The organism is Planktomarina temperata RCA23 (assembly GCF_000738435.1).
Taxonomy (GTDB): domain Bacteria; phylum Pseudomonadota; class Alphaproteobacteria; order Rhodobacterales; family Rhodobacteraceae; genus Planktomarina; species Planktomarina temperata.
In genome coordinates this window covers 179,971-200,156 of sequence record NZ_CP003984.1, presented here as the reverse complement: position 1 = coordinate 200,156, position 20,186 = coordinate 179,971, and the positions used below count along the sequence as shown (strand labels likewise).

General features: G+C 55.9%; 20 protein-coding genes and 1 pseudogene. 10 read left to right on the top strand and 11 right to left on the bottom strand.

The genetic code is table 11. The features are described 5' to 3' along the window. Window positions 1-169 precede the first annotated feature (169 nt). Both RCA23_RS00915 and RCA23_RS00910 read right to left on the bottom strand, forming a co-directional pair. Window positions 170-523, bottom strand: a pseudogene (locus RCA23_RS00915) (YigZ family protein). A gap of 40 nt (window positions 524-563) precedes the next feature. Then, window positions 564-1,259, bottom strand: a complete 696-nt coding sequence (locus RCA23_RS00910) for a M48 family metallopeptidase (protein ID WP_044048644.1) — start codon at window positions 1,257-1,259, stop codon at window positions 564-566. 137 nt (window positions 1,260-1,396) lie between these two features. Between RCA23_RS00910 and RCA23_RS00905 the strand changes: the two genes are divergently transcribed. From RCA23_RS00905 to RCA23_RS00890, 4 genes are read left to right on the top strand one after another with little or no spacing between them, the layout of a single operon-like run. Next, complete coding sequence (locus RCA23_RS00905; RefSeq protein WP_044048643.1) at window positions 1,397-1,630, top strand: hypothetical protein; 234 nt, start codon at window positions 1,397-1,399, stop codon at window positions 1,628-1,630. 17 nt (window positions 1,631-1,647) lie between these two features. Then, window positions 1,648-2,745, top strand: coding sequence for a class II histone deacetylase (locus RCA23_RS00900; RefSeq protein WP_044048642.1), 1,098 nt, complete (start codon window positions 1,648-1,650; stop codon window positions 2,743-2,745). A 50-nt stretch (window positions 2,746-2,795) separates the two neighbouring features. Continuing rightward, window positions 2,796-3,362, top strand: a complete 567-nt coding sequence (locus RCA23_RS00895; RefSeq protein ID WP_044048641.1) for a nitroreductase family protein — start codon at window positions 2,796-2,798, stop codon at window positions 3,360-3,362. Then, entirely contained in the window at window positions 3,359-4,057 is a 699-nt protein-coding gene (locus RCA23_RS00890; protein WP_044048640.1) for an EI24 domain-containing protein, read from the top strand. The genes RCA23_RS00895 and RCA23_RS00890 overlap by 4 nt, the downstream gene beginning before the upstream one ends. Here RCA23_RS00890 and RCA23_RS00885 read toward each other — a convergent pair. Continuing rightward, window positions 4,014-4,307: a DUF1467 family protein gene (locus RCA23_RS00885; RefSeq protein WP_044048639.1), complete on the bottom strand. Its 294-nt coding sequence runs from the start codon at window positions 4,305-4,307 to the stop codon at window positions 4,014-4,016. The genes RCA23_RS00890 and RCA23_RS00885 overlap by 44 nt on opposite strands. Window positions 4,308-4,334: 27 nt before the next feature. Then, a complete protein-coding gene (gene mce, locus RCA23_RS00880; RefSeq protein WP_044051157.1) occupies window positions 4,335-4,739 on the bottom strand; it encodes a methylmalonyl-CoA epimerase in 405 nt (134 codons plus the stop codon). A gap of 120 nt (window positions 4,740-4,859) precedes the next feature. Here mce and RCA23_RS15865 point away from each other — a divergent pair, with 120 nt between their 5' ends. After that, window positions 4,860-5,144 carry a response regulator gene (locus RCA23_RS15865; RefSeq protein WP_052376960.1) on the top strand — a complete coding sequence of 95 codons (285 nt, stop codon included), beginning with the start codon at window positions 4,860-4,862 and terminating at the stop codon, window positions 5,142-5,144. Between the two features lie 144 nt (window positions 5,145-5,288). Next, complete coding sequence (locus RCA23_RS15860) at window positions 5,289-5,555, top strand: hypothetical protein (protein ID WP_169701294.1); 267 nt, start codon at window positions 5,289-5,291, stop codon at window positions 5,553-5,555. 57 nt (window positions 5,556-5,612) lie between these two features. Here the strand turns inward: RCA23_RS15860 and aspS are convergent, their stop codons facing one another. Further along, window positions 5,613-7,388: an aspartate--tRNA ligase gene (gene aspS, locus RCA23_RS00870; protein WP_044048638.1), complete on the bottom strand. Its 1,776-nt coding sequence runs from the start codon at window positions 7,386-7,388 to the stop codon at window positions 5,613-5,615. A 95-nt stretch (window positions 7,389-7,483) separates the two neighbouring features. Then, a complete protein-coding gene (locus RCA23_RS00865) occupies window positions 7,484-7,723 on the bottom strand; it encodes a DUF6356 family protein (protein WP_044051156.1) in 240 nt (79 codons plus the stop codon). Window positions 7,724-7,825: 102 nt separating this feature from the next. Between RCA23_RS00865 and RCA23_RS00860 the strand changes: the two genes are divergently transcribed. Further along, entirely contained in the window at window positions 7,826-8,299 is a 474-nt protein-coding gene (locus RCA23_RS00860) for an Lrp/AsnC family transcriptional regulator (protein ID WP_044048637.1), read from the top strand. Window positions 8,300-8,438: 139 nt separating this feature from the next. Next, window positions 8,439-11,735, top strand: coding sequence for a carbamoyl-phosphate synthase large subunit (gene carB, locus RCA23_RS00855; protein WP_044048636.1), 3,297 nt, complete (start codon window positions 8,439-8,441; stop codon window positions 11,733-11,735). A gap of 55 nt (window positions 11,736-11,790) precedes the next feature. Here the strand turns inward: carB and arsH are convergent, their stop codons facing one another. Further along, window positions 11,791-12,507 carry an arsenical resistance protein ArsH gene (gene arsH, locus RCA23_RS00850; RefSeq protein ID WP_044048635.1) on the bottom strand — a complete coding sequence of 239 codons (717 nt, stop codon included), beginning with the start codon at window positions 12,505-12,507 and terminating at the stop codon, window positions 11,791-11,793. A 130-nt stretch (window positions 12,508-12,637) separates the two neighbouring features. Between arsH and RCA23_RS00845 the strand changes: the two genes are divergently transcribed. Next, complete coding sequence (locus RCA23_RS00845) at window positions 12,638-13,240, top strand: thymidine kinase (RefSeq protein ID WP_044048634.1); 603 nt, start codon at window positions 12,638-12,640, stop codon at window positions 13,238-13,240. A 175-nt stretch (window positions 13,241-13,415) separates the two neighbouring features. After that, window positions 13,416-14,777 (top strand): alanine/glycine:cation symporter family protein, encoded by a 1,362-nt coding sequence (locus RCA23_RS00840; protein WP_044048633.1) that lies wholly within the window; start codon window positions 13,416-13,418, stop codon window positions 14,775-14,777. A gap of 105 nt (window positions 14,778-14,882) precedes the next feature. Here RCA23_RS00840 and RCA23_RS00835 read toward each other — a convergent pair whose 3' ends face one another. The 4 genes from RCA23_RS00835 to RCA23_RS00820 are packed head-to-tail and all read right to left on the bottom strand — an operon-like array spanning window position 14,883 to window position 20,186. Beyond that, on the bottom strand, window positions 14,883-15,755 hold the full coding sequence (locus RCA23_RS00835) for a dimethyl sulfoxide reductase anchor subunit family protein (protein WP_044048632.1): 873 nt from the start codon (window positions 15,753-15,755) through the stop codon (window positions 14,883-14,885). Further along, window positions 15,755-16,501 carry a 4Fe-4S dicluster domain-containing protein gene (locus tag RCA23_RS00830; protein ID WP_044048631.1) on the bottom strand — a complete coding sequence of 249 codons (747 nt, stop codon included), beginning with the start codon at window positions 16,499-16,501 and terminating at the stop codon, window positions 15,755-15,757. Before RCA23_RS00830 ends, RCA23_RS00835 begins: the two co-directional genes overlap by 1 nt. Then, window positions 16,498-17,379 (bottom strand): alpha/beta fold hydrolase, encoded by an 882-nt coding sequence (locus RCA23_RS00825; protein WP_044048630.1) that lies wholly within the window; start codon window positions 17,377-17,379, stop codon window positions 16,498-16,500. The genes RCA23_RS00830 and RCA23_RS00825 overlap by 4 nt, the downstream gene beginning before the upstream one ends. Further along, the gene (locus RCA23_RS00820) at window positions 17,376-20,186 is read right to left on the bottom strand and encodes a molybdopterin oxidoreductase family protein (protein ID WP_044048629.1); all 2,811 of its coding nucleotides are present in this window, start codon (window positions 20,184-20,186) and stop codon (window positions 17,376-17,378) included. The genes RCA23_RS00825 and RCA23_RS00820 overlap by 4 nt, the downstream gene beginning before the upstream one ends.

Genomic DNA, 20,186 nt, shown 5'->3' with positions numbered 1-20,186 from the left:
CAGCGCCTGCCTGCCCCCCGGCAGGCGCTGCCCTCATTTCATGTTGAAATGGCATTGTGCAGAGGTCTTTAAAACATGCAAATTTTGCCAAGGCCTTTGCGCTAAATTTCCAAAAGAACCGTCCCGATCATTCCTCTGAAAGACCTTTGCATAACCCAGCCGCCAAGCCTTAGGATGCGGGATGATCTAGGTATAGGCGCGTTGCCTCTTGCACATGGCGGAAGCGGTCGCCGCCGAGGTGTTTGCCACCGTACCAGCGGGTCACGATGATCAGCTCACCGCTTCACTCGGCCCGCTCCAACATGCGCAGAATGACCATCCCGGCGCCGCTTTCTCCATCATCTGACTTCAGCGGCACCCCATCGAGCAGAACGCCCCAGCTGTTATGGGTCGCCTTGGCATATTTCTTGTCCCGCTTGAGATCTCGGAGCGCCGCATCAACCTGTGCCCGATCTGCAACCCGGCAGCCTGAGACCGCATATTTCGAGCCGCGGTCGCTGAGGATCACGCCCAATTTCCTCACAATCACGCCCCTGGGGCAAGGGTCAGGGCGGCGCGTCCGGTCATAGCTCGGCCACCGCCGCCTTCACCCCGGCAATCCGATCTGCGTTGCGCGGGTGAGTGCCAAAGAACCGATTGCCCGCATCTGGAATGCGCGTGAAATAGGCCGCACCACGCACCGCATCAAAACCCGCTTTCTGCGTCATCTGCGCGCCGAGGCGGTCCGCCTCAAGCTCAAAGGTTTTTGAATAATTGCGCCGGCCCACCGCCTCGCCAATTTCAGAGGCCGCATCGACCGATCGATTGGAGCCGCCCAAGGCCGCCGCCAGCACCTCAAAGAGCGTGGCCCCGCCGCGCGCCAATTGATCTTGCCGCTCCAAATGCCGCAAAATATGATGGGCCCCCTCGTGACCGATGACAAAGGCCACCTCATCGGCATTGTACATATCTTCCAGCAGGGTCAGGGTAAATGCCAAGATAGGCTGCCCCTCTTCATTCACCGTTTGAAACGCATTGGGCGCGCTGTCGGGACTTGGATCAATAGCGATTAAAAAGTCGCAATTCAAATCTGGGCTGGTGGTCCTGCAAGTCTCACGCACCACCGGCCGCATCCGGCGCATGGCCACGGCAAAACGCTCAGGCACATCCTCGGCCTTCAATACGCGCGGCTCATCGGCCCCCTCCACAGGAGATTGCGCCACTGGCTTGAGTGTGCATCCAGCCAGAACCAACAACACTATCAGGGGAATGATCCGCATTCCGCTCTCCTTAAACCTCTTGGGCAGCTTACCCATAAAACCGCTGCAAACCAACCCTTTGATCCGTCCACTCAGGCGAGAAATTGCCCGCAACGCTTGTCCCTTGCGCCGTGAGTAAATCTGATTAATGTTAGCATATGTTTACCATTGAACATGGCTTTGAAGCCACCTCTATCACTTTGATCGATGACACGGTCGGGGCTCTTTTGGAAGATGTGTGTATCAAGTCCTATGAGGACCGAATTGTCATTGAGCAATGGGACGCCGCCCGCGACCGTATGCACAAGATCACACTCTCTATGAACCAAGCCCGCGACCTTGCCGCTGCGCTGGACTTGCCCGAAGGCGTCTACCAAAGGGCCGAACCTTAACTGAGAAAGAGCCGCAGATGACCACCGGATTTTATTGGGATGAGCGCTGTTTTTGGTTTTCTGGCGGCAATTATGCCTTCACCCAGCCCGTGGGCGGCTTGGTGCAACCCCTCGCGGCTGGCGGCATTCCGGAAAATCCCGAAACCAAGCGCCGGTTGAAAAATCTGATGGACGTCACCGGGCTGACCCAGACCCTCGCCAGCCAGAGTGCGGATATGGCCAGTCGCGAAGCGCTATTACGGGTGCACCCCAGCGCCTATCTCGACGCTTTTGAGGAGGCCTCAAAGGGAAGCGGCGGCGAGCTTGGCCTCCGCGTGCCTTTCGGTCATGGCGGCTATGAGCAGGCGGCGCTGTCCACGGGTCTCGCCTGCCGGGCGGTGGCGGATGTGATGGCAGGGCGTGTGCGCAATGCCTATGCTCTGTCGCGCCCTCCGGGGCATCATTGCTTGCCAGATTGGCCAAATGGATTTTGCCTTTTGGCCAATATCGCTGTGGCGATCGAGGCCGCCCGCAGCCAGCAGCCGGATTTGAAAGTGGCCGTTTTGGATTGGGATGTGCATCACGGGAACGGAACAGAGGCGATTTACATCGACGACCCAGCCGTTCTAACCCTCTCAATCCATCAAGAAAGAAATTATCCACTAGACAGCGGAGACGCCGATACCCGCGGCGTGGATAAAAGCAATATCAACATCCCCCTGCCGCCCGGAGCGGGCCATGCCACCTATATGCAGGTTATGAAGCGTATCGTTCAGCCTGCCTTAGAACGGTTCAGACCAGATTTGATCGTTGTGGCTTGTGGCTATGATGCCGCAGCCATTGATCCCTTGTCCCGCATGTTTGCCACAGCCCAGACCTTCAGCGCCATGACAGCTGCCATCAAAGCGAGCGCGGCGGAGCTCTGTGACGGCCGTTTGGTTTTGGTGCATGAGGGCGGGTATTCAGAGGTCTACGTCCCCTTTTGCGGCCATGCCACCATCTCCACCTTGGCCGACAGCACGATTGAAGCTCCTGATCCCTTTGAGGAGACTTTCGCCAAGCGCCAGCCGCGTGGCCAGTTTGCTAAGTTCCTCGCCACATATGTCGATGATTTGGCCGCATTCCATGCACCCTAAATCACCGCCCACCCTTGCGAAACGCCCAGCAATGCCCCACATCATAGCGCATGACAGATGCATTGACCTTTTTGAAAACCCGCCGCTCTCGCCCAGCGAAAGTGTTAACCGCGCCAGTTCCTGACAGAGACACGCTTGAGGCGCTCCTTTGCGTCGCTGCACGCACGCCAGATCATGGCAAGTTGGAGCCTTGGCGGTTCATTGTTCTTGAGCAAGCCGCATTGCGCCGCCTGGGCGTGTTGGCCCGCAACTTGGCTGCGGCCGCCGGACCAGAAGTGGTTGATGCAGACAAAGCAAGCCAGCAGTTTGAAACCGGGCAATTGGCCGTCGTGGTCGTTGCCAGTCCGAAACCCTGCGACAAGTTTCCACAAATCGAACAAACCTATTCTGCCGGTGCTGTCTGCCTATCGCTGCTGAACGCAGCTTTGGCCAGCGGTTGGGGCGCCAATTGGCTTTCTGGTTGGGCCTCGCACAACCGGGAGTTCTGCACCGAAGGTTTGGCACTTGCACCGCATGAACATGTCGCCGGAATTGTTCACATCGGGACCGGCCCGGCTCAAATGCCCGACCGTCCGCGTCCTGATGTTGCCGCTATAACCCAATGGATTCATGAATGATTTTATCAGATTTTCTTAAATCTGTCGCTCAATTTGACGACCCGAAATTTCGCCGCGTGCTGTGGCGCGGAATGGGGCTTACCATTGCGCTGCTGATCGCCGCTTGCCTGTTGGTAAACTTTGGCATCAACCAACTGTTGTCCTCAGCCTGGGCGGCTAACCTGATCGGCGATCAAAGTTGGCTGGGCGCGCTGATCAATATCGGCGGTGTCTTGTTCACCATCGCGCTGTCAATTTGGTTGATGGTTCCCGTGACCTCAGCGATTATCGCATTGTTTCTCGATGAGGTGGCGCAGGCGGTTGAGGCGCGGCACTATCCGCATCTTCCGAAACAGACGGCCACCAAGCTGCAAGATCAAATTCTGGTCGGCATCCGTTTTTTGGGAATTTTACTGCTCGCCAATATCGGCGCATTGATCCTATCGATGATTTTACCACTCTTGGCGCCCTTCGTGTTTTGGGCCACCAATGGCTATCTTATGGGCCGGGAATATTTTCAAATGGCCGCCATGCGCCGGATGCCGCGCGCGCAGGCGCAAGAGCTGTACCAGCGTCATCAGGGCTCCATTTGGACCGCTGGGATCTTGATGGCTATTCCTATGAGTATTCCGCTGGTGGGCCTCTTTATCCCGATTCTAGGCGCTGCCACCTTCACCCATCAGTTCGAGAGACTTCGGGCGTGGCCATCCGGTTGAACCAGTCAATGTCGCGCACTGAAATCACGCCGCTGATGATCGTTCCCGCAACAACTGCCCAAATCACCAGGGCGACAACGGTTGTCACCATGAAACGCTTTTTCATTTGTGGATTTTCAGGGCTGCCCGCATGGGTGCCGGGTTCGATTTCCCCGACATCCCCTTGAGTCTGCAAGCGCAGCGGCAAGACAATGAATAAGGTCAAAAACCAAATGACGGCAAAAAGTACGAGCGCAGAGGTGATCGGCATGAGAATTCCCTGATAATTTATCTAAACTTAGACTTGTTCTAGCTCGATGAGGCACCCCGTGAAGTCCTTGGGATGCAAAAAGAGCACGGGCTTGCCGTGGGCGCCAATTTTTGGCTCACCGCTGCCCAATACCCGCGCTCCCTGGCTTTGCAATTGCGCGCGTGCCTCCAGGATGTCGTCTACCTCATAACAGATGTGATGAATGCCGCCAGACGGGTTTTTATCCAAGAAATTCTGGATCGGAGAGCCCTCACCCAGCGGGAACAGCAGCTCAATCTTTGTGTTTGGCAACTCGATGAAAACAACCGTCACACCGTGATCGGGTTCATCTTGTGGCGGGCCAACTTTTGCACCCAAAGTTGATTCATATTGTGCCGCAGCCGCCTGCAAATCAGGCACTGCAATCGCCACGTGATTCAGCCGTCCAATCATTTTCATCTCCTGTTTTCCGTCTTGTAAGGCCGTACCCCCAAATAAGGCAAGCTGCATTAACCAAGCATTAGAGTCTTTGAGCGCAAAACGGGGCCATGATCTGAAAATAAGGGGGCGATCATGACCGGGATGTCGAACACATTACATTCACTCAAACCCACCAGCCGGAGACCATTGCATGGGTTGATGGTGCTGTTGGTGGAAGACAGCCTCACGGCGGGCGAGGCCGTGCGCTTGATGTGCATCACCTCTGGCGCACGATTAAGACGCGCTGACTGTATGGAGAGCGCGCGGAGGCACCTTAGAATTTATCGTCCGGATGTGGCCATTGTTGATATGGGCCTGCCAGATGGGGATGGTGCTGAGCTGATCTCAGAGCTGGCGCAAGCCACTCCGCGCACCTAGACAATCATTGGTCTTTCCGCAGATCCAAGCCGCGCCACCGCTGCGATGAAGGCCGGCGCGGATAGCTTCATCGAAAAGCCCCTCAATTCCATTGCCGGATTTCAAAGTGCAATCTTGATGAATCTCCCAAATCATCGTCGCCCAATGGACATTCGTCTCTTGCCAGATTTGGCATTTGAGGCGGACCAACGGGCCCTGCAGGAGGATTTGAACCATGCGTTGGAATTGCTCAACAAAAACGACAAGGAGGACGCGCAATCGGGATATCTTGCGGCCTTTATCTCTGGCGTGGCCCGGACCGCCTCAGATCCTACGCTGGAACAAGCAGCCGAGCGATATTCCACCACGCAGAACAGATCCGATCTCCGCGCTGCCTTGACGGATTTTTTGGCCGAGAAAATAGCGGTCTGAGGGGGCCAGAGGGCGCAAGCCACCCGCGCCCATCCAGCCGGCCCTAACCGATAAGCGTTATTCCGGAGCGATAACCCGAAGCGACAATTCCCGTAGTTGCTCATTCATTGGTTCAGACGGGGCGGCCATCATCAGATCTTCTGCCCGCTGATTCATCGGGAACATGATCACTTCGCGAATATTTGCCTCGTCAGCCAAGAGCATCACAATTCGGTCGATGCCAGCGGCACAACCACCGTGCGGCGGGGCCCCGTATTGGAAGGCATTGACCATGCCGCCGAACCGCTTTTCAACCTCTTCCTTGCCATAACCAGCAATTTCAAAGGCTTTGAACATGATCTCTGGGCGGTGATTCCGAATCGCACCGCTGAGCAGCTCATAGCCATTGCAGGCCAGATCATATTGATAACCCAACACCTGCAAAGGATCACCCTCAAGCGCCTCCATGCCGCCTTGTGGCATCGAAAATGGATTGTGTTCAAAATCAATCTTGCCGGTTTCGGCATCTTTCTCATAGATCGGGAAATCAACGATCCAGGCAAAGGCGAAACGCTCTTTATCCGTCAAGCCCAATTCATCGCCAATCACCATCCTCGCCTTACCAGCAACCCCTTCAAAGGCTTTCGGTTTACCGCCCAAGAAGAATGCCGCATCGCCGACGCCAAGCCCCAATTGCTGGCGAATGGCCTCTGTACGTTCGGGACCTATGTTTTTGGCCAAAGGCCCTGCGGCCTCCATGCCTTCGCCTTGGTCGCGCCAGAAGATATAGCCCATGCCAGGCAGACCTTCTTTTTGGGCAAAAGCATTCATGCGGTCACAGAATTTTCTGCTGCCACCTTTCGGAGCAGGAATAGCGCGAATTTCCGTGCCCTCTTGCTCCAAGAGCTTTGCGAAAATGGCAAAACCAGAGCCAGCAAAATACTCAGAAACCACTTGCATCCTAATCGGGTTGCGCAGATCTGGTTTGTCGCTGCCATACCAAAGGGCCGCATCACGATAGCTGATTTGCTCCCATGTTTGATCCACTTTGCGACCGCCGCCAAACTCTTCGAATACGCCGGTCAAGACAGGTTGTATTGTGTCAAAAATATCTTGCTGATCGACAAAAGACATTTCTAAATCAAGCTGATAGAAATCTGTTGGCGAGCGATCCGCGCGGGGATCTTCATCGCGAAAACACGGGGCGATCTGAAAGTATTTATCATAGCCCGAGACCATAATCAGCTGTTTGAACTGCTGCGGCGCTTGTGGCAGCGCGTAAAATTTACCCGGGTGCAAGCGCGATGGCACCAAAAAGTCCCGCGCGCCCTCGGGGCTAGAGGCGGTGATGATCGGCGTTTGAAACTCGCGAAACCCTTGATCCCACATCCGGCGGCGCATCGAGGCGACAACATCGGAGCGCATTTTCATGTTCTTTTGCAGCTTCTCCCGGCGCAAATCGAGATAGCGATACTTCAACCGTGTCTCTTCGGGATATTCTTGCTCGCCAAACACCATCAAGGGCAGCTCCTCCGCAGCGCCCAAAACCTCAAGGTCGCGGATGAACACCTCAATCTCTCCGGTTGGAATTTTGGGGTTCACCAATTCCGCGTCGCGGGCTTTGACCGTGCCATCAATCCGAATGCACCATTCGCTACGCAGTTTTTCCACCTCTTTGAACACCGGGCTGTCCGGGTCACAAAGCACCTGTGTCATCCCATAATGATCGCGCAGATCGATGAAGAGCAAACCGCCATGGTCGCGCACGCGATGCACCCATCCCGAAAGGCGAATGGTCTCGCCAACATTTTTGATGGTCAAGTCGGCACAGGTGTGGCTGCGATAGGCATGCATGGGTCAGGCTCCTTCAAGCGGTCGCGCTGATACATCCCGACAGGCGCGTAAAGTCAAGCCAATCCGCGGATTTCTGCCCTGCCCAGGGTAAAAATTCAGCCCTGAGAGGAAGATTGCGCGTCAAACAGCTTTCTGGCCGTCATTTTGGTGTAGAGCTTGAGGATAATTTGGCTGGAGGTCTTTTCAAATAAAAAGGGTAGGATCGCATGGATCAGAGCACAGATCGCAGCCGCCAAGAGCATCACAAAGTAATAGCCCGCGTGCAGAAAATGCCGCCCGTAGCTCTCGTCAACCTCTCTCAAATGCGCGTTAAAATAATTCGGTGAAGGGGTCATGTCAAAGCTCCAAAAAATCCTGATGACAGTGTAAACCATCCGCGCTCAACTTTTTTCCCAAATTTTCTTTGTTATGTCCATTTACTGTGATAAAATTTCGCAATGTCAGATAAATTCGTAACATATGATGATTATGACCGCGCTATATTGCAACAAATGCAACGTAATTCTGCGCAATCCTTGGAGGAATTGTCCGAAGCGGTCCACCTGTCACGCAATGCGGTTTGGCGGCGGGTCAAGCGCCTGCAAGATAGTGGCCTTTTGAAGGCGCGTGTGGCGCTTCTGGATGCGCAAAAGATTGGGCTTGGTCTTACTGTCTTTGTGTCAATCTCTGTGCGTAGCCACAGCAAAGATTGGGCAGATCAATTCACGAAGGTCATTCGCAGCCTGCCGCAGGTACAAGCGGCCTATCGCACTTCGGGTCATCAAGACTATTTGATCAAAGCCCGGGTTCGCGACGTGCAAGCCTATGATGATCTTTATCAGCGTCTTATTTCGCGTATCGAATTGGCAGATGTCAGTGCCAGCTTCGTCATGGAAGAGCTGAAAGATACAACCGAATTGCCCCTGCCCTAGGGCGCGGCACGACCGGCTTGTGGCAATCTCGGACTCTGGGCGTCGCAAACTGGCCTTGAATATCACAAAGCCCCTTGCACCCATGACCGCCTTCCCTATAAGGCAGGACAGTTTGCGCCCGACACTGAAGGATAGATTCATGCCGAAGAGAACTGACATTAAATCCATTATGATTATTGGAGCGGGCCCCATCGTCATCGGTCAAGCCTGTGAGTTCGATTACTCCGGTGCCCAGGCCTGCAAGGCACTGCGCGAAGAAGGCTACCGCGTGATTTTGGTCAATTCAAATCCTGCCACCATCATGACCGATCCGGACATGGCCGATGCCACCTACATCGAACCCATCACACCTGAGACCGTCGCAAAGATCATTGAGATTGAGCGCCCCGACGCGCTGCTGCCGACGATGGGTGGACAGACCGGCCTGAACACCTCGCTTGCGCTTGAGGAAATGGGCGTCTTGGACAAGTTTGGCGTAGAGATGATTGGCGCCAAGCGCCCGGCGATTGAAATGGCCGAAGACCGCAAACTCTTTCGCGAAGCCATGGATCGGCTTGGCCTTGAAAATCCACGCGCCACCATCGCTGAGACGATGGAAGAATGTATGGCCGCGCTTGATGACATCGGCCTACCCGCGATTATTCGCCCGGCCTTTACATTGGGCGGGACAGGCGGCGGCGTGGCGTATAACCGAGAGGACTACGAGCATTTTTGCAAAACCGGCCTGGACGCTTCCCCAGTCAGCCAAATCTTGATTGATGAAAGCCTCTTGGGTTGGAAAGAATATGAAATGGAAGTGGTGCGCGACACCGCCGACAATGCAATCATCGTCTGCTCTATTGAGAATGTGGACCCGATGGGGGTGCATACCGGCGATAGCATCACAGTCGCCCCTGCCCTCACGTTAACCGATAAAGAATATCAAATCATGCGCAACGCCAGCATTGCCGTATTGCGCGAGATTGGCGTTGAAACCGGTGGCTCGAATGTGCAGTGGGCTGTGAACCCAGAAGATGGCCGGATGGTGGTCATCGAGATGAACCCGCGCGTGTCACGCTCATCGGCGCTCGCCTCCAAGGCAACTGGATTTCCAATTGCGAAAGTCGCAGCGAAATTGGCGGTTGGCTATACGCTGGATGAGTTGGACAATGACATCACCAAAGTCACCCCAGCCAGCTTTGAGCCCTCCATCGATTATGTGGTCACAAAAATTCCACGCTTTGCATTCGAAAAATTTCCAGGATCTCAAGCGGTGCTCTCCACAGCGATGAAATCTGTTGGCGAGGCCATGGCCATCGGGCGCAGTTTTCACGAGTCGGTGCAAAAGGCGCTGGCTTCTATGGAAACTGGCCTGACTGGTTTTGATGAGGTCGAGATCGACGGCATGCCCGGCGAAGATGATCTGGTCTTGCGTGACGGAATCTTAGTGGGCCAAAACCCTGACGCTCAAATGGCCATCGACAAGGCCCTGACCCGCGAACTTGCGATCCAGTCTCCAGATCGGATGCGGGTCATTGGTCATGCGATGCGCTTCGGATTTTCCGACGACGAGCTGCACAGTATCACCCGCTTTGATCCGTGGTTCTTGGCGCGCATTCGCGAAATCATTGAGATGGAAACCGTCATCAAGGCCGAAGGTCTGCCCCGTGATGAACAGGGGATCCGCCGCGTTAAAATGATGGGCTTCACCGATGGCCGTCTGGCGATTTTAACAGGCCGCACAGAGACAGACATCCGCGAAGCGCGGCAAGCGCTTGGTGTTGTTGCCTCCTTCAAGCGCATCGACACCTGCGCAGCCGAATTTGAAGCGCAAACCCCCTATATGTATTCCACCTATGAAGCCCCAGCGATGGGCTCAACCGAATGCGAAGCACGGCCCTCTGACCGCAAAAAAGTGGTGATACTGGGCGGCGGACCTAACCGCATTGGTCAAGGCATTGAATTTGACTATTGCTGCTGCCACGCCTGCTATTCTCTCACAGATCAGGGCTATGAGACCATTATGGTCAACTGCAATCCTGAAACCGTGAGCACAGATTACGATACGTCAGACCGCCTGTATTTTGAGCCTCTGACCTATGAGCATGTGATGGAAATCTTGCGTGTCGAGCAAGAGAACGGCACGCTGCATGGTGTGATTGTGCAGTTCGGCGGGCAAACACCGCTGAAGCTGGCCAATGCCCTCGAGGAAGCAGGCATCCCAATCTTGGGCACCACACCCGATGCAATCGACCTGGCCGAAGACCGCGAACGCTTCCAAGAGCTGGTCAATACCCTCAAGCTCAAACAGCCCAAGAATGGCATTGCCCATTCTGACGCTGAAGCTCTGGCAATGGCGGCCCAAATCGGTTTCCCGCTGGTCATTCGCCCGTCCTATGTCTTGGGCGGTCGCGCGATGGAAATTGTCCGCGATCAAGCCAATCTTGAACGCTATATTTCTGAAGCCGTTGTGGTCTCGGGCGATAGTCCGGTGCTGCTCGACAGCTACCTCTCGGGTGCGGTTGAGATTGATGTGGACGCGCTTTGCGACGGCACGCATGTACATGTTGCCGGCATCATGCAGCATATCGAAGAGGCCGGCGTGCATTCGGGTGACAGCGCCTGCTCTTTGCCGCCCTACTCTTTATCGCAAGACATAATTGACCAATTGAAACAGCAAACCGAAGCCTTGGCGCTGGCCTTGAATGTTGTCGGTTTGATGAATGTGCAATTCGCGGTCAAGGATGGTGAAATTTACCTGATTGAGGTCAACCCGCGCGCCAGCCGCACCGTACCCTTCGTGGCCAAAGCCGTGCGCAGCCCGATTGCAGCTATTGCTGCCAGAATTATGGCCGGTGAACCCTTGAGCAATTTCGACCTGGTGGATCCCGCCAGCATCAAAGGCTTTGCGGTGAAAGAGGCGGTTCTGCCCTTCGCACGCTTCCCCGGTGTCGATACGCTGCTTGGGCCAGAAATGCGCTCCACGGGCGAGGTCATGGGATTTGACAGCAAATTCCACCGCGCCTTTTACAAGGCACAATTGGGCGCAGGTACATTATTGCCCACCGCTGGCAAAGTCTTCCTATCCATCAAGGATGACGACAAAGGGCCGATGTTGATCGAAGCGGCCGCCTGTTTGGCGGATATGGGCCTCAGCCTGACCGCCACCGCTGGAACCGCGGCTTTTCTTGCTGAGGCTGGGATCACCAGCACCGTGGTCAATAAGGTCTATGAAGGCCGCCCAAATATTGTGGATCAAATCAAAGATGGCGACATCGCCCTCATCTTGAACACGACCGAAGGCGCACAGGCCGTAGATGATAGTCGCAGCATGCGGGCGGCGGCCTTGATGGACAAAATTCCCTATTTCACCACCTTGGCCGGCAGCCATGCCGCCGCTTTCGCCATCAAAGCCCATGCAGAGGGCGATGTGGGTGTGAAAGCTTTGCAAGGGTAAAAGCGCCCAGAGCCCATCCCCGCGGAGTGCCCGCTTGGGGATGGGGCTGCCTAGATCATATGTCTTTCAATGAAACGCGTTTGTGCAGCTCTTCCGCCGTCTCGACGCGTTCTGAATAGCGATCCACCAGCATCTCCTTGCGCCCACGCGTCATAACGGTGAAACGCGCCAGCTCCTCCATCACATCCACAACCCGATTATAAAAAGACGATGGCTTCATCCGCCCATTTTCAAATTCAAGCCAAGCCTTGGGCAAAGAGCTTTGGTTCGGTATTGTGATCATCCGCATCCAACGTCCCAAGATCCGCATCTGATTGACCGAATTAAACGATTGCGAACCACCAGAAACCTGCATCACAGCAAGAGTCTTCCCTTGTGTCGGGCGTAGGCCACCAATGGCAGACAGCGGGATCCAGTCGATTTGTGTTTTTAAAATCCCAGTCATCGCCCCGTGCCGCTCAGGACTGGACCACACCATTCCCTCGCTCCACAGTGCCAATTCGCGCAGTTCTTGCACCTTGGGATGGCTATCGGGCGCCCCATCGGGCAGGGGCAAGCCAGTGGGGTCGAAGAACTTTGTCTCACAGCCCAATGCCCGCAGAACCCGCGCGCCCTCTTCGGCCACCGCACGCGAATAGCTTTGCGGCCTCAACGACCCATAAAGCAGCAAAATGCGCGGCGCATGCCCATCATCTTCCGGTCCGGCCAGAGCCGAAAAATCAATCGGGCGCAGCATATTGGGATCATAAAGTGGGACGTCAGTTTGGGACATTTTCCCCTCCTCCGGTCAATCTATCGCTCGCAATTAACACCATCTCAGGGGCAAGGAAAGCTGCGATCACCTCCCAATGGATAGGCCCTCACCCTCTTGCATCGGCTCCGCGCTCGGGGCACATAACTGTATGGCTAAGCTCTATTTCAACTACTCCACGATGAACGCCGGCAAATCGACTTTGCTGCTGCAGGCGTCGCATAACTACAAGGAGCGCGGTATGCAGACCTATCTGCTCACCGCGCAAATGGACACAAGGGCCGGTCAGGGTAAAATCGCCTCCCGCATCGGCATTGGCGAAGAGGCGGACACGTTTACCACCCAGGATGACCTCTTTGAGAAGATACAAAATCGACTGGCACAGGGTCCCGTCGCCTGCGCCTTTATTGATGAAGCGCAGTTTTTGACCAAGGAACAAGTTTGGGCCCTGGCCCGCGTGGTCGATGACCTTGGCCTGCCCGTCATGTGCTATGGCCTGAGAGTGGATTTTTTGGGGGAGCTGTTTCCGGGGTCCGCCGCGCTTTTGGCGCTGGCTGATGAAATGCGCGAGGTACGGACCATCTGCCATTGCGGCAAGAAGGCGACAATGGTCGTGCGATTTGACAGCACTGGCAAAGCCGTCACGGCCGGCGATCAAGTGCAGATAGGCGGCAATGAAACCTACCTTTCGCTTTGCCGCAAACATTACCGCGCCGCAGTGGCGGACGATAGGTCCCCAGAGCTGCCAATCTAAGACACAGCCAGCTCTGGGATCAAACCGATCCTCTGGTGCCGTTAACCAATTTTCAACCATATGTTATTAATTGATTTATTAAGACGCCTATATATAGTGCAATCACGCTTCGGAAATTTCCAAGGCATTTTAATTGAATTGTCTCAAAAATATTTTTTACTCTAGGGAGGAGACTATGGAAGCACTCACAAAACTCGTTGGTGACCTCAACAGCATCGTCTGGGGCGTACCAATGCTGATCCTAATTTTGGGAGTCGGGCTGTACCTCACATTTGGCCTCAAACTGTTGACCATCATCAAAATTCCATTCGGCTTTGATCTGCTTTGGAAAGGCCGTATTCCAGGGGACGATAAGGGCATCAGCCCCTTCAACGCCCTTATGACATCTCTGGCCGCCACGATTGGCACTGGAAATATTGCTGGCGTCGCAACCGCGATTTTCCTCGGTGGGCCGGGTGCGGTGTTCTGGATGTGGATGACCGCCCTCGTGGGCATGGCCACAAAATATGCAGAGGCCGTTCTGGCTGTACGCTTCCGCGAGACCGATGAACGTGGCAAGCAGGTCGGTGGGCCCATGTATTACATCCAGAACGGGCTCGGTGCGAATTGGAAATGGCTGGCGATATGTTTTGCCCTATTTGCCGGGATTGCCGGCTTCGGCATCGGAAATATGGTGCAGGCCAATTCCATCGCCAATGCGTTAAACGCCAATTTCTCCATCCCAGAATGGATCACAGGCGTGGTGCTGGTGCTTTTGGTCGGGGCTGTCCTTTTGGGCGGTATTGACCGCATCTCAACCGTGGCCGGAAAATTGGTGCCCTTCATGGCCGTGGCTTATATCGCTGCTGCAACCTTGGTCTTGTTGATCAATGTTACGGAAATTCCAGCGGCCTTTGGCTTGATCTTCACCCATGCTTTCACCCCCTCCGCAGCCACTGGCGGCTTTGCCGGCGCGGCTGTCTGGGCGGCTATTCGATTTGGTGTGGCCCGCGGCGTATTTTCAAACGAAGCAGGTCTTGGATCGGCGCCCATTGCACATGCGGCCACATCGACCAAAGGCCCTGTGAGCCAAGGTCTTGTCGCTATGCTGGGCACTTTTATTGATACGATCATCGTCTGTTCCTTCACCGCCTTGGCCATCATCGCCTCGGGGGCTTGGACCAGTGGGGAAACCGGTGCTGCTTTGACATCCCATGCCTTCGATCTGGCTCTGCCGGGTGTTGGAGGATATATCATCGCCATCGCCCTAACGATTTTCGCATTCACAACAATTCTGGGGTGGAGCTACTACTGCGAGCGGTCTTTGCAATATCTGTTCGGCGTGAAAATCATCATGCCGTTCCGTGCGGTCTGGTCTCTGGCTGCGCTTGTCGGGGCAACCTTGAAGCTCGGCTTCGTTTGGCTTTTGGCCGATACGCTCAACGCGCTTATGGCCCTTCCGAACTTGGTGGCCTTGGCCTTGCTCAGCCCAATCGTCTTTAAGATTACCAAGGAATTTTTCGACAGCCGCGGCAAGTCAGAAAACAATCCGTTCTAATCGCACAGCGGCGCTATAAAAAGCGCGCCGCGTTTCAAAAATTTAGGCGGGGGGTGAACGTTTCACCTCCCGCCTTTAATTTGCGCATAGGACTGTAACCAGAGCTCAGCGCTTGCCGTAGTAAAGCCCCACCACATGCTCCGCCTCGGCGAAAAAGAGCCAGCGCTGTGCAAAGGTGCCCAGCGCATGGCAGATCACAGCCAAACAAATCATCAGCGCGCCACTCGAGATCATCACCAAAACTAAAGGCGCCGCAATCATCAGCGCAAAAGCGATCAGCCGCAATTTCACCGCATGTTTGCGCCCCACCTGATGGACCATCTCTTTCAACAGATAGTTGTTGCCCGTATGGGGCGGCTCAAAGGCGCGCACGACGCCGCGCACCCCCAAGCCCGTTGCGGTGCCGATATCCGTGCCCCGTTCCTGAAAACGCCCATCACCGGACAGCCAAGCAAAAAGCTGCATAACCCCAGCCAAAGCCAAAAGCCCGATGGCGGGACCCACTTGCCCCGCAAGCAACCCACCGCCACCAAGCGACAAAGCTAAAAACAGGACCGGGGTGCTCCAATGGTTCCAACGCGGCACGGTCTTCAGCTGCGCATAGATCATCGACGTGGCAAACACCGTCAAAACTGATAAAGCCGCGCCAATATAGCCCAAAGGCTGCCAAGTGGCATCGTAAAACACGGCCCCCAGGGCAAAAAGCCCCATGACCAGCAAACAGGCAACGGCCAAACAGCCCTCACGGCTCAGCCAGCTGCTGCGCCATTGCGAGAAGGCCCTCAGAAACCGCTGCGGATTGCCCAAATGGAAGGTCGAGGCCAAAAGCCCACCCACCGCCAGCGCAAAGGCCAAAGCATAGTAGAAAAACGCCGCCCAGCCGCGCACATCTGGCAGACCAAGCCCCAGCCAGGTGAGCAGGCCAAAGCCCAATCCGGAAGCGACAGTGAAGAGTATTACAGAACCAGCAGGATGCATCAGAGTTTCTCCAAAGCTTTGTCGAGCCACCCAAGGAAGCCTTTTTGCGTGCCAGAAACTGGCTCCAAATAGGGGGCAAGGATATCGAGATCAGCCGGCACATCTTTCGGACGTGGCGGCAGGTATTTGTTCACCGGCTTGGTGCCCAGCTCAGGCATCAGATCCATGCCCCCACGCGCCGCCACCAATTGCGACACCTCAGAGCTTTCATCGCCCAAATCGCCAAAATGCCGCGCGCCGGAGGGGCAGGTGCGCACACAGGACGGAACGCGGTCCTCCTCCGGTAGGTTTTCATTATAAATCCGGTCGACACAGAGCGTGCATTTCTTCATCACACCCGCCGCTTGATCCATCTCCCGCGCCCCGTAAGGACAGGCCCAAGCACAAAGACCACAGCCAATGCAGGCATCCTCATTGACCAGCACAATCCCATCCTCACTGCGCTTATAGCTCGCGCCGGTGGGGCAAACGGTCACGCAGGGCGCATCTTCGCAATGCAGGCAGGATTTTGGAAAATGGATCAACTGCGCCGGGCCGGTCTCAGGCTGCACCTCATAGGAATGCACACGGTTCAAGAAGGTGCCCGAAGGATCTGCCCCATAGGGATCTTGATCCGACAGGGCCGCGCCATAATTCTCGGTGTTCCAGCCTTTGCAGCTGACCACACAGGCATGGCAACCAACGCATGTGTCAAGGTCAATGACCAAGCCCAGCTTTTTTGCGGAGGTTTCGGGTAAGGTTGTCATAGGGGACCTCCTGAAATATGGGCTGCGGATGAACCGCGCGGGATGGGCGCGAAGCAGCGGGTTGCGAATGCGGCGAGGTCGGTGTTGAACGCCGTGGCTTCCTCCCAAAAGGGCGAATGGTCGGAATTGTGATAGATTTGCCCTTCCGCATTCGGGAAATGCGCCAGGGCTTGTTGCCCCATTTCCGCCGGGGCCAAGCGCTCATGTGCGCCCCAGGCCACCCAAGCGGGTTTAACCGTCGCCTCGGCGACAGCCCGGCGATCTTCTTGGCGCAACCGCGCCGCGGCCCGCACCTGCGGCGGCACGAGCATATTATACCCCACCGCCTGAGCCAGAGTACCCGCATCGGGCTGTTGATGGAAACAGACCGAAACGAAGGCCTGAACGGCGGCCAGATTTTCCGCCAGATCCTCGGAATACATGCCCACAGCCTTTGCCGGGGGATCATTGCGCACCTTGGCGGCCGCGGGCGGCAGATGCGCCCCGGTGGTGATGGACGAGCCGATCAGACCGACACCCGCCAAAGCCGCATCGCCAAAATGCTCCAGATAATCCATCACAACCCAGCCACCCATCGACCACCCAACCAATAGGGGCGCATCAAGGGCAAGGCTGGTGATGATCGCCTGCATATCCTCCGCCCATGGCCGGCTGTTGTCGTAACAGGCTGGACCCAGAGGTTTATCCGATTGCCCATGGCCGCGCAGGTCGGGCAGGATCAGCCGAAACCCTTCGGCCAGCGCCGCTTGCCGCGCAAACGACAGGTGGCATTGCGACCAGCCATGCACCAAAATAATCGCCGGCGCCGTTTCAGGTCCGAGATCATGCACGCACAGCTGCACGCCGCCATGGCCCGTTATGGAATGCTTGCGGTTCATTCCCCAACTTTCCACTGCATCGCTTTGGGGCCTTTTTCAACCGGCGAGGTGATCGGCTCAAAGCGTGGGCTGCTTTCGGACTGCGCCTCGGCCCTCTCGATTTTCACCCGCAGATCGAACCAGGCCGCTTGGCCAGTCACCGGATCGGAGTTCGACCACCGCAGCCCGTCGCCCTTGGGCGGTTGCAGCTCATGGATCAAATGGTTGAGCAGGAAGCCTTTGGTCGCCTCAGGCGCCTTTTCATCCAAGGCCCAAGCCCCCTTGCGCTTGCCAATCGCGTTCCAGGTCCAAACAGTGTTTTCGTTCAGCGCAGCCATATGTGCAACCGGCACCACAATCGAGCCATGGGCGGAGGTGACCCGCGCCCAGTCGCCCTCGGCAAAGCCATTGGCCTGCCAAATCTTGGTCGGCACAAACAGCGGATTTTGCCCATGGATTTGCCGCAGCCAAGCGTTTTGCGTCCCCCATGAATGATACATGGCCATCGGGCGCTGGGTCAGCGCATGGACGGGGAATTCCTCCACATCGACCGCGCCATCCTCAAAGGGCGCATACCACATCGGCAGCGGATCCAGCGTCTGCTTGATTTGCGCGCGCAGATGCTCTGGCGGTTGACGCTCTCCATGGCCTTCTGCCGCCAGTTGGAAGCGGCGCATGGGTTCGGAATATATGTCAAAAAGATAGGGTTGCGGCGCGTCATAAATGCCGATTTTCACGGCCCAATCTTGGTAGGCCGCGTTCCATGGTTTGTAGTAATCTGCCCCTTCGGGCACATGGATCTCATAAAAACCGCCATTGTCGATATAGGCCTGCATTTGATCGGGGTTCGGCGCGCCGCGGCCTTCCTCTTGGCCCGTCTCGCCGCGGAACCCAATCAGCGGCCCCACGCCAGGGCGACGCTCGTGATTGACGATGTAATCTGCATAGTCTTTGTATTTCGCCGATCCGTCGTCATTGACAAAGCCCTTGAGCCCCATGCGGGCGCCCAAATCGACCAGAACAGACTGAAAGCCGCGCACATCGCGGTCCGGCTCCACCACCGGCCAGCGAATGCTGTCCGCCGCACCGCCCGCCTCACAGATCGGACGATCCAGCAAGGAAATGCAGTCATGGCGCTCCAGATAGGTCGTGTCTGGCAATATCAGATCCGCATAGGCCACCATTTCCGAAGAATAAGCGTCCGAATAGATGATTTTCGGGATCACATATTCGCCGTTTTCATCCTTGTCGGTGAGCATCTCCATCACACCACTGCTGTTCATTGAGCTGTTCCAGCTCATATTCGCCATATACATGAACAAGACGTCGATTTTATAGGGATCGCCGGCATGGGCATTGGATATCACCATATGCATCAGGCCATGCGCCGACATGGGGTTTTCCCAAGTGTAGGCCTTGTCAATGCGGGCCGCGCTGCCGTCGTCTTTGAGACACAGATCGTCCGGCCCCTGAACATAGCCCAAATGCGGCCCGTCCAGCGCGGCGCCGGGGGTGACTTTGCAGTGCGGTTTGGGATGCGCAGAAACGGGTTTTGGATAAGGCGGCTTAAAGCGAAACCCGCCGGGCACCTCAACCGTGCCCAGGATGATTTGCAGCAAATGCAGGCTGCGGCAGGTTTGAAAGCCATTGGAATGGGCAGATACGCCCCGCATGGCGTGAAAGGACACCGGGCGGCCAATCATCTTATCATGCTTATTGCCGCGGAAATCGGTCCAGGGTTGGTCAAGCTCGAAGGCCTCATCAAAGGCAACGCGGGCCAAATCTGCAGCGATGGCCCGGATCCGATCTGCGGAAATCCCGCAGCGCTCCGCCACGTTTTCAGGCGCATAGTCATCAGACAGATAACGCTCGGCCAGATGTTGGAACACCGTGCGATGCCCTTCATAGGTGGCGGCCAAATCTGGCGTGATGCCCTTGGTGTCAAAGGCCACAGGCTTTCCGCTTTTGCGGTCAATAACCAGCAGCTTGCCATCTGCACCGCGCAGCAACATGCCTTTATTCGGCCCCTCGGTGCTGTCCACCAGTGCAGGCGCATTGGTCAGCTGAGCAAGGTAATTCAAATCCACTTTGCCAGCTTTAAGCAGCAAATGCACCATGGATAGGATAAACAGCCCATCTGTGCCCGGTGTGATACCCACCCATTCATCGGAAATCGCATTATAGCCCGTGCGGATCGGGTTGACGCCAATCACCTTCGCGCCGCGTTCCTTCAACCGGCCCAGACCCATTTTGATCGGGTTGCTGTCGTGATCTTCGGCAACGCCAAAGAGCATGAACAATTTTGTCCGCTCCCAATCGGGTTGTCCAAACTCCCAAAAGGCGCCGCCCATGGTGTATATGCCCCCGGCGGCCATATTCACCGAACAAAAGCCGCCATGGGCCGCGTAGTTTGGCGTGCCGAACCCCTGCGCCCAAAAGGAGGTGAAGCTTTGAGATTGATCCCGCCCAGTGAAAAACGCCAGTTTTTCGGGATTTTCTTTATGAACCGGCTCCAGCCAATCCTGCGCCAGCTGCAGCGCCTCATCCCATGAAATTTCTTCAAAAGCCCCAGAGCCTCGCGGCCCAACCCGTTTGAGCGGTACGCGCAGACGCGACGGGGCGTTGACCTGCATAATGCCTGCCGAACCTTTGGCGCAAAGAACCCCCTTATTCACCGGGTGATCGCGGTTGCCCTCGATATAGGCGACCTTACCCTCCTTCATGTGGACATTGATCCCACAACGGCAAGCGCACATATAGCAAGTGGTCTTGCGGATCTCATCACTCACCTTGGGTGACAAGTTCAGTTTTGGTTCTTCAAATCCCAT

Bases quoted from the DNA above. Each gene is read 5' to 3' on its own strand.
- RCA23_RS00890 (WP_044048640.1), top strand. From the start codon at position 3,359: ATGATTTTATCAGATTTTCTTAAATCTGTCGCTCAATTTGACGACCCG.
- RCA23_RS00905 (WP_044048643.1), top strand. From the start codon at position 1,397: ATGTTTACCATTGAACATGGCTTTGAAGCCACCTCTATCACTTTGATC.
- arsH (WP_044048635.1), bottom strand. From the start codon at position 12,507: ATGTCCCAAACTGACGTCCCACTTTATGATCCCAATATGCTGCGCCCG.
- RCA23_RS00865 (WP_044051156.1), bottom strand. From the start codon at position 7,723: ATGACCCCTTCACCGAATTATTTTAACGCGCATTTGAGAGAGGTTGAC.
- mce (WP_044051157.1), bottom strand. From the start codon at position 4,739: ATGATTGGACGGCTGAATCACGTGGCGATTGCAGTGCCTGATTTGCAG.
- RCA23_RS00910 (WP_044048644.1), bottom strand. From the start codon at position 1,259: ATGCGGATCATTCCCCTGATAGTGTTGTTGGTTCTGGCTGGATGCACA.
- RCA23_RS00835 (WP_044048632.1), bottom strand. From the start codon at position 15,755: ATGCATCCTGCTGGTTCTGTAATACTCTTCACTGTCGCTTCCGGATTG.
- RCA23_RS00825 (WP_044048630.1), bottom strand. From the start codon at position 17,379: ATGAACCGCAAGCATTCCATAACGGGCCATGGCGGCGTGCAGCTGTGC.
- RCA23_RS00840 (WP_044048633.1), top strand. From the start codon at position 13,416: ATGGAAGCACTCACAAAACTCGTTGGTGACCTCAACAGCATCGTCTGG.
- RCA23_RS00830 (WP_044048631.1), bottom strand. From the start codon at position 16,501: ATGACAACCTTACCCGAAACCTCCGCAAAAAAGCTGGGCTTGGTCATT.
- RCA23_RS15865 (WP_052376960.1), top strand. From the start codon at position 4,860: ATGACCGGGATGTCGAACACATTACATTCACTCAAACCCACCAGCCGG.
- carB (WP_044048636.1), top strand. From the start codon at position 8,439: ATGCCGAAGAGAACTGACATTAAATCCATTATGATTATTGGAGCGGGC.
- RCA23_RS15860 (WP_169701294.1), top strand. From the start codon at position 5,289: ATGGACATTCGTCTCTTGCCAGATTTGGCATTTGAGGCGGACCAACGG.
- RCA23_RS00900 (WP_044048642.1), top strand. From the start codon at position 1,648: ATGACCACCGGATTTTATTGGGATGAGCGCTGTTTTTGGTTTTCTGGC.
- RCA23_RS00820 (WP_044048629.1), bottom strand. From the start codon at position 20,186: ATGGGATTTGAAGAACCAAAACTGAACTTGTCACCCAAGGTGAGTGAT.
- RCA23_RS00885 (WP_044048639.1), bottom strand. From the start codon at position 4,307: ATGCCGATCACCTCTGCGCTCGTACTTTTTGCCGTCATTTGGTTTTTG.
- RCA23_RS00860 (WP_044048637.1), top strand. From the start codon at position 7,826: ATGTCAGATAAATTCGTAACATATGATGATTATGACCGCGCTATATTG.
- aspS (WP_044048638.1), bottom strand. From the start codon at position 7,388: ATGCATGCCTATCGCAGCCACACCTGTGCCGACTTGACCATCAAAAAT.
- RCA23_RS00845 (WP_044048634.1), top strand. From the start codon at position 12,638: ATGGCTAAGCTCTATTTCAACTACTCCACGATGAACGCCGGCAAATCG.
- RCA23_RS00895 (WP_044048641.1), top strand. From the start codon at position 2,796: ATGACAGATGCATTGACCTTTTTGAAAACCCGCCGCTCTCGCCCAGCG.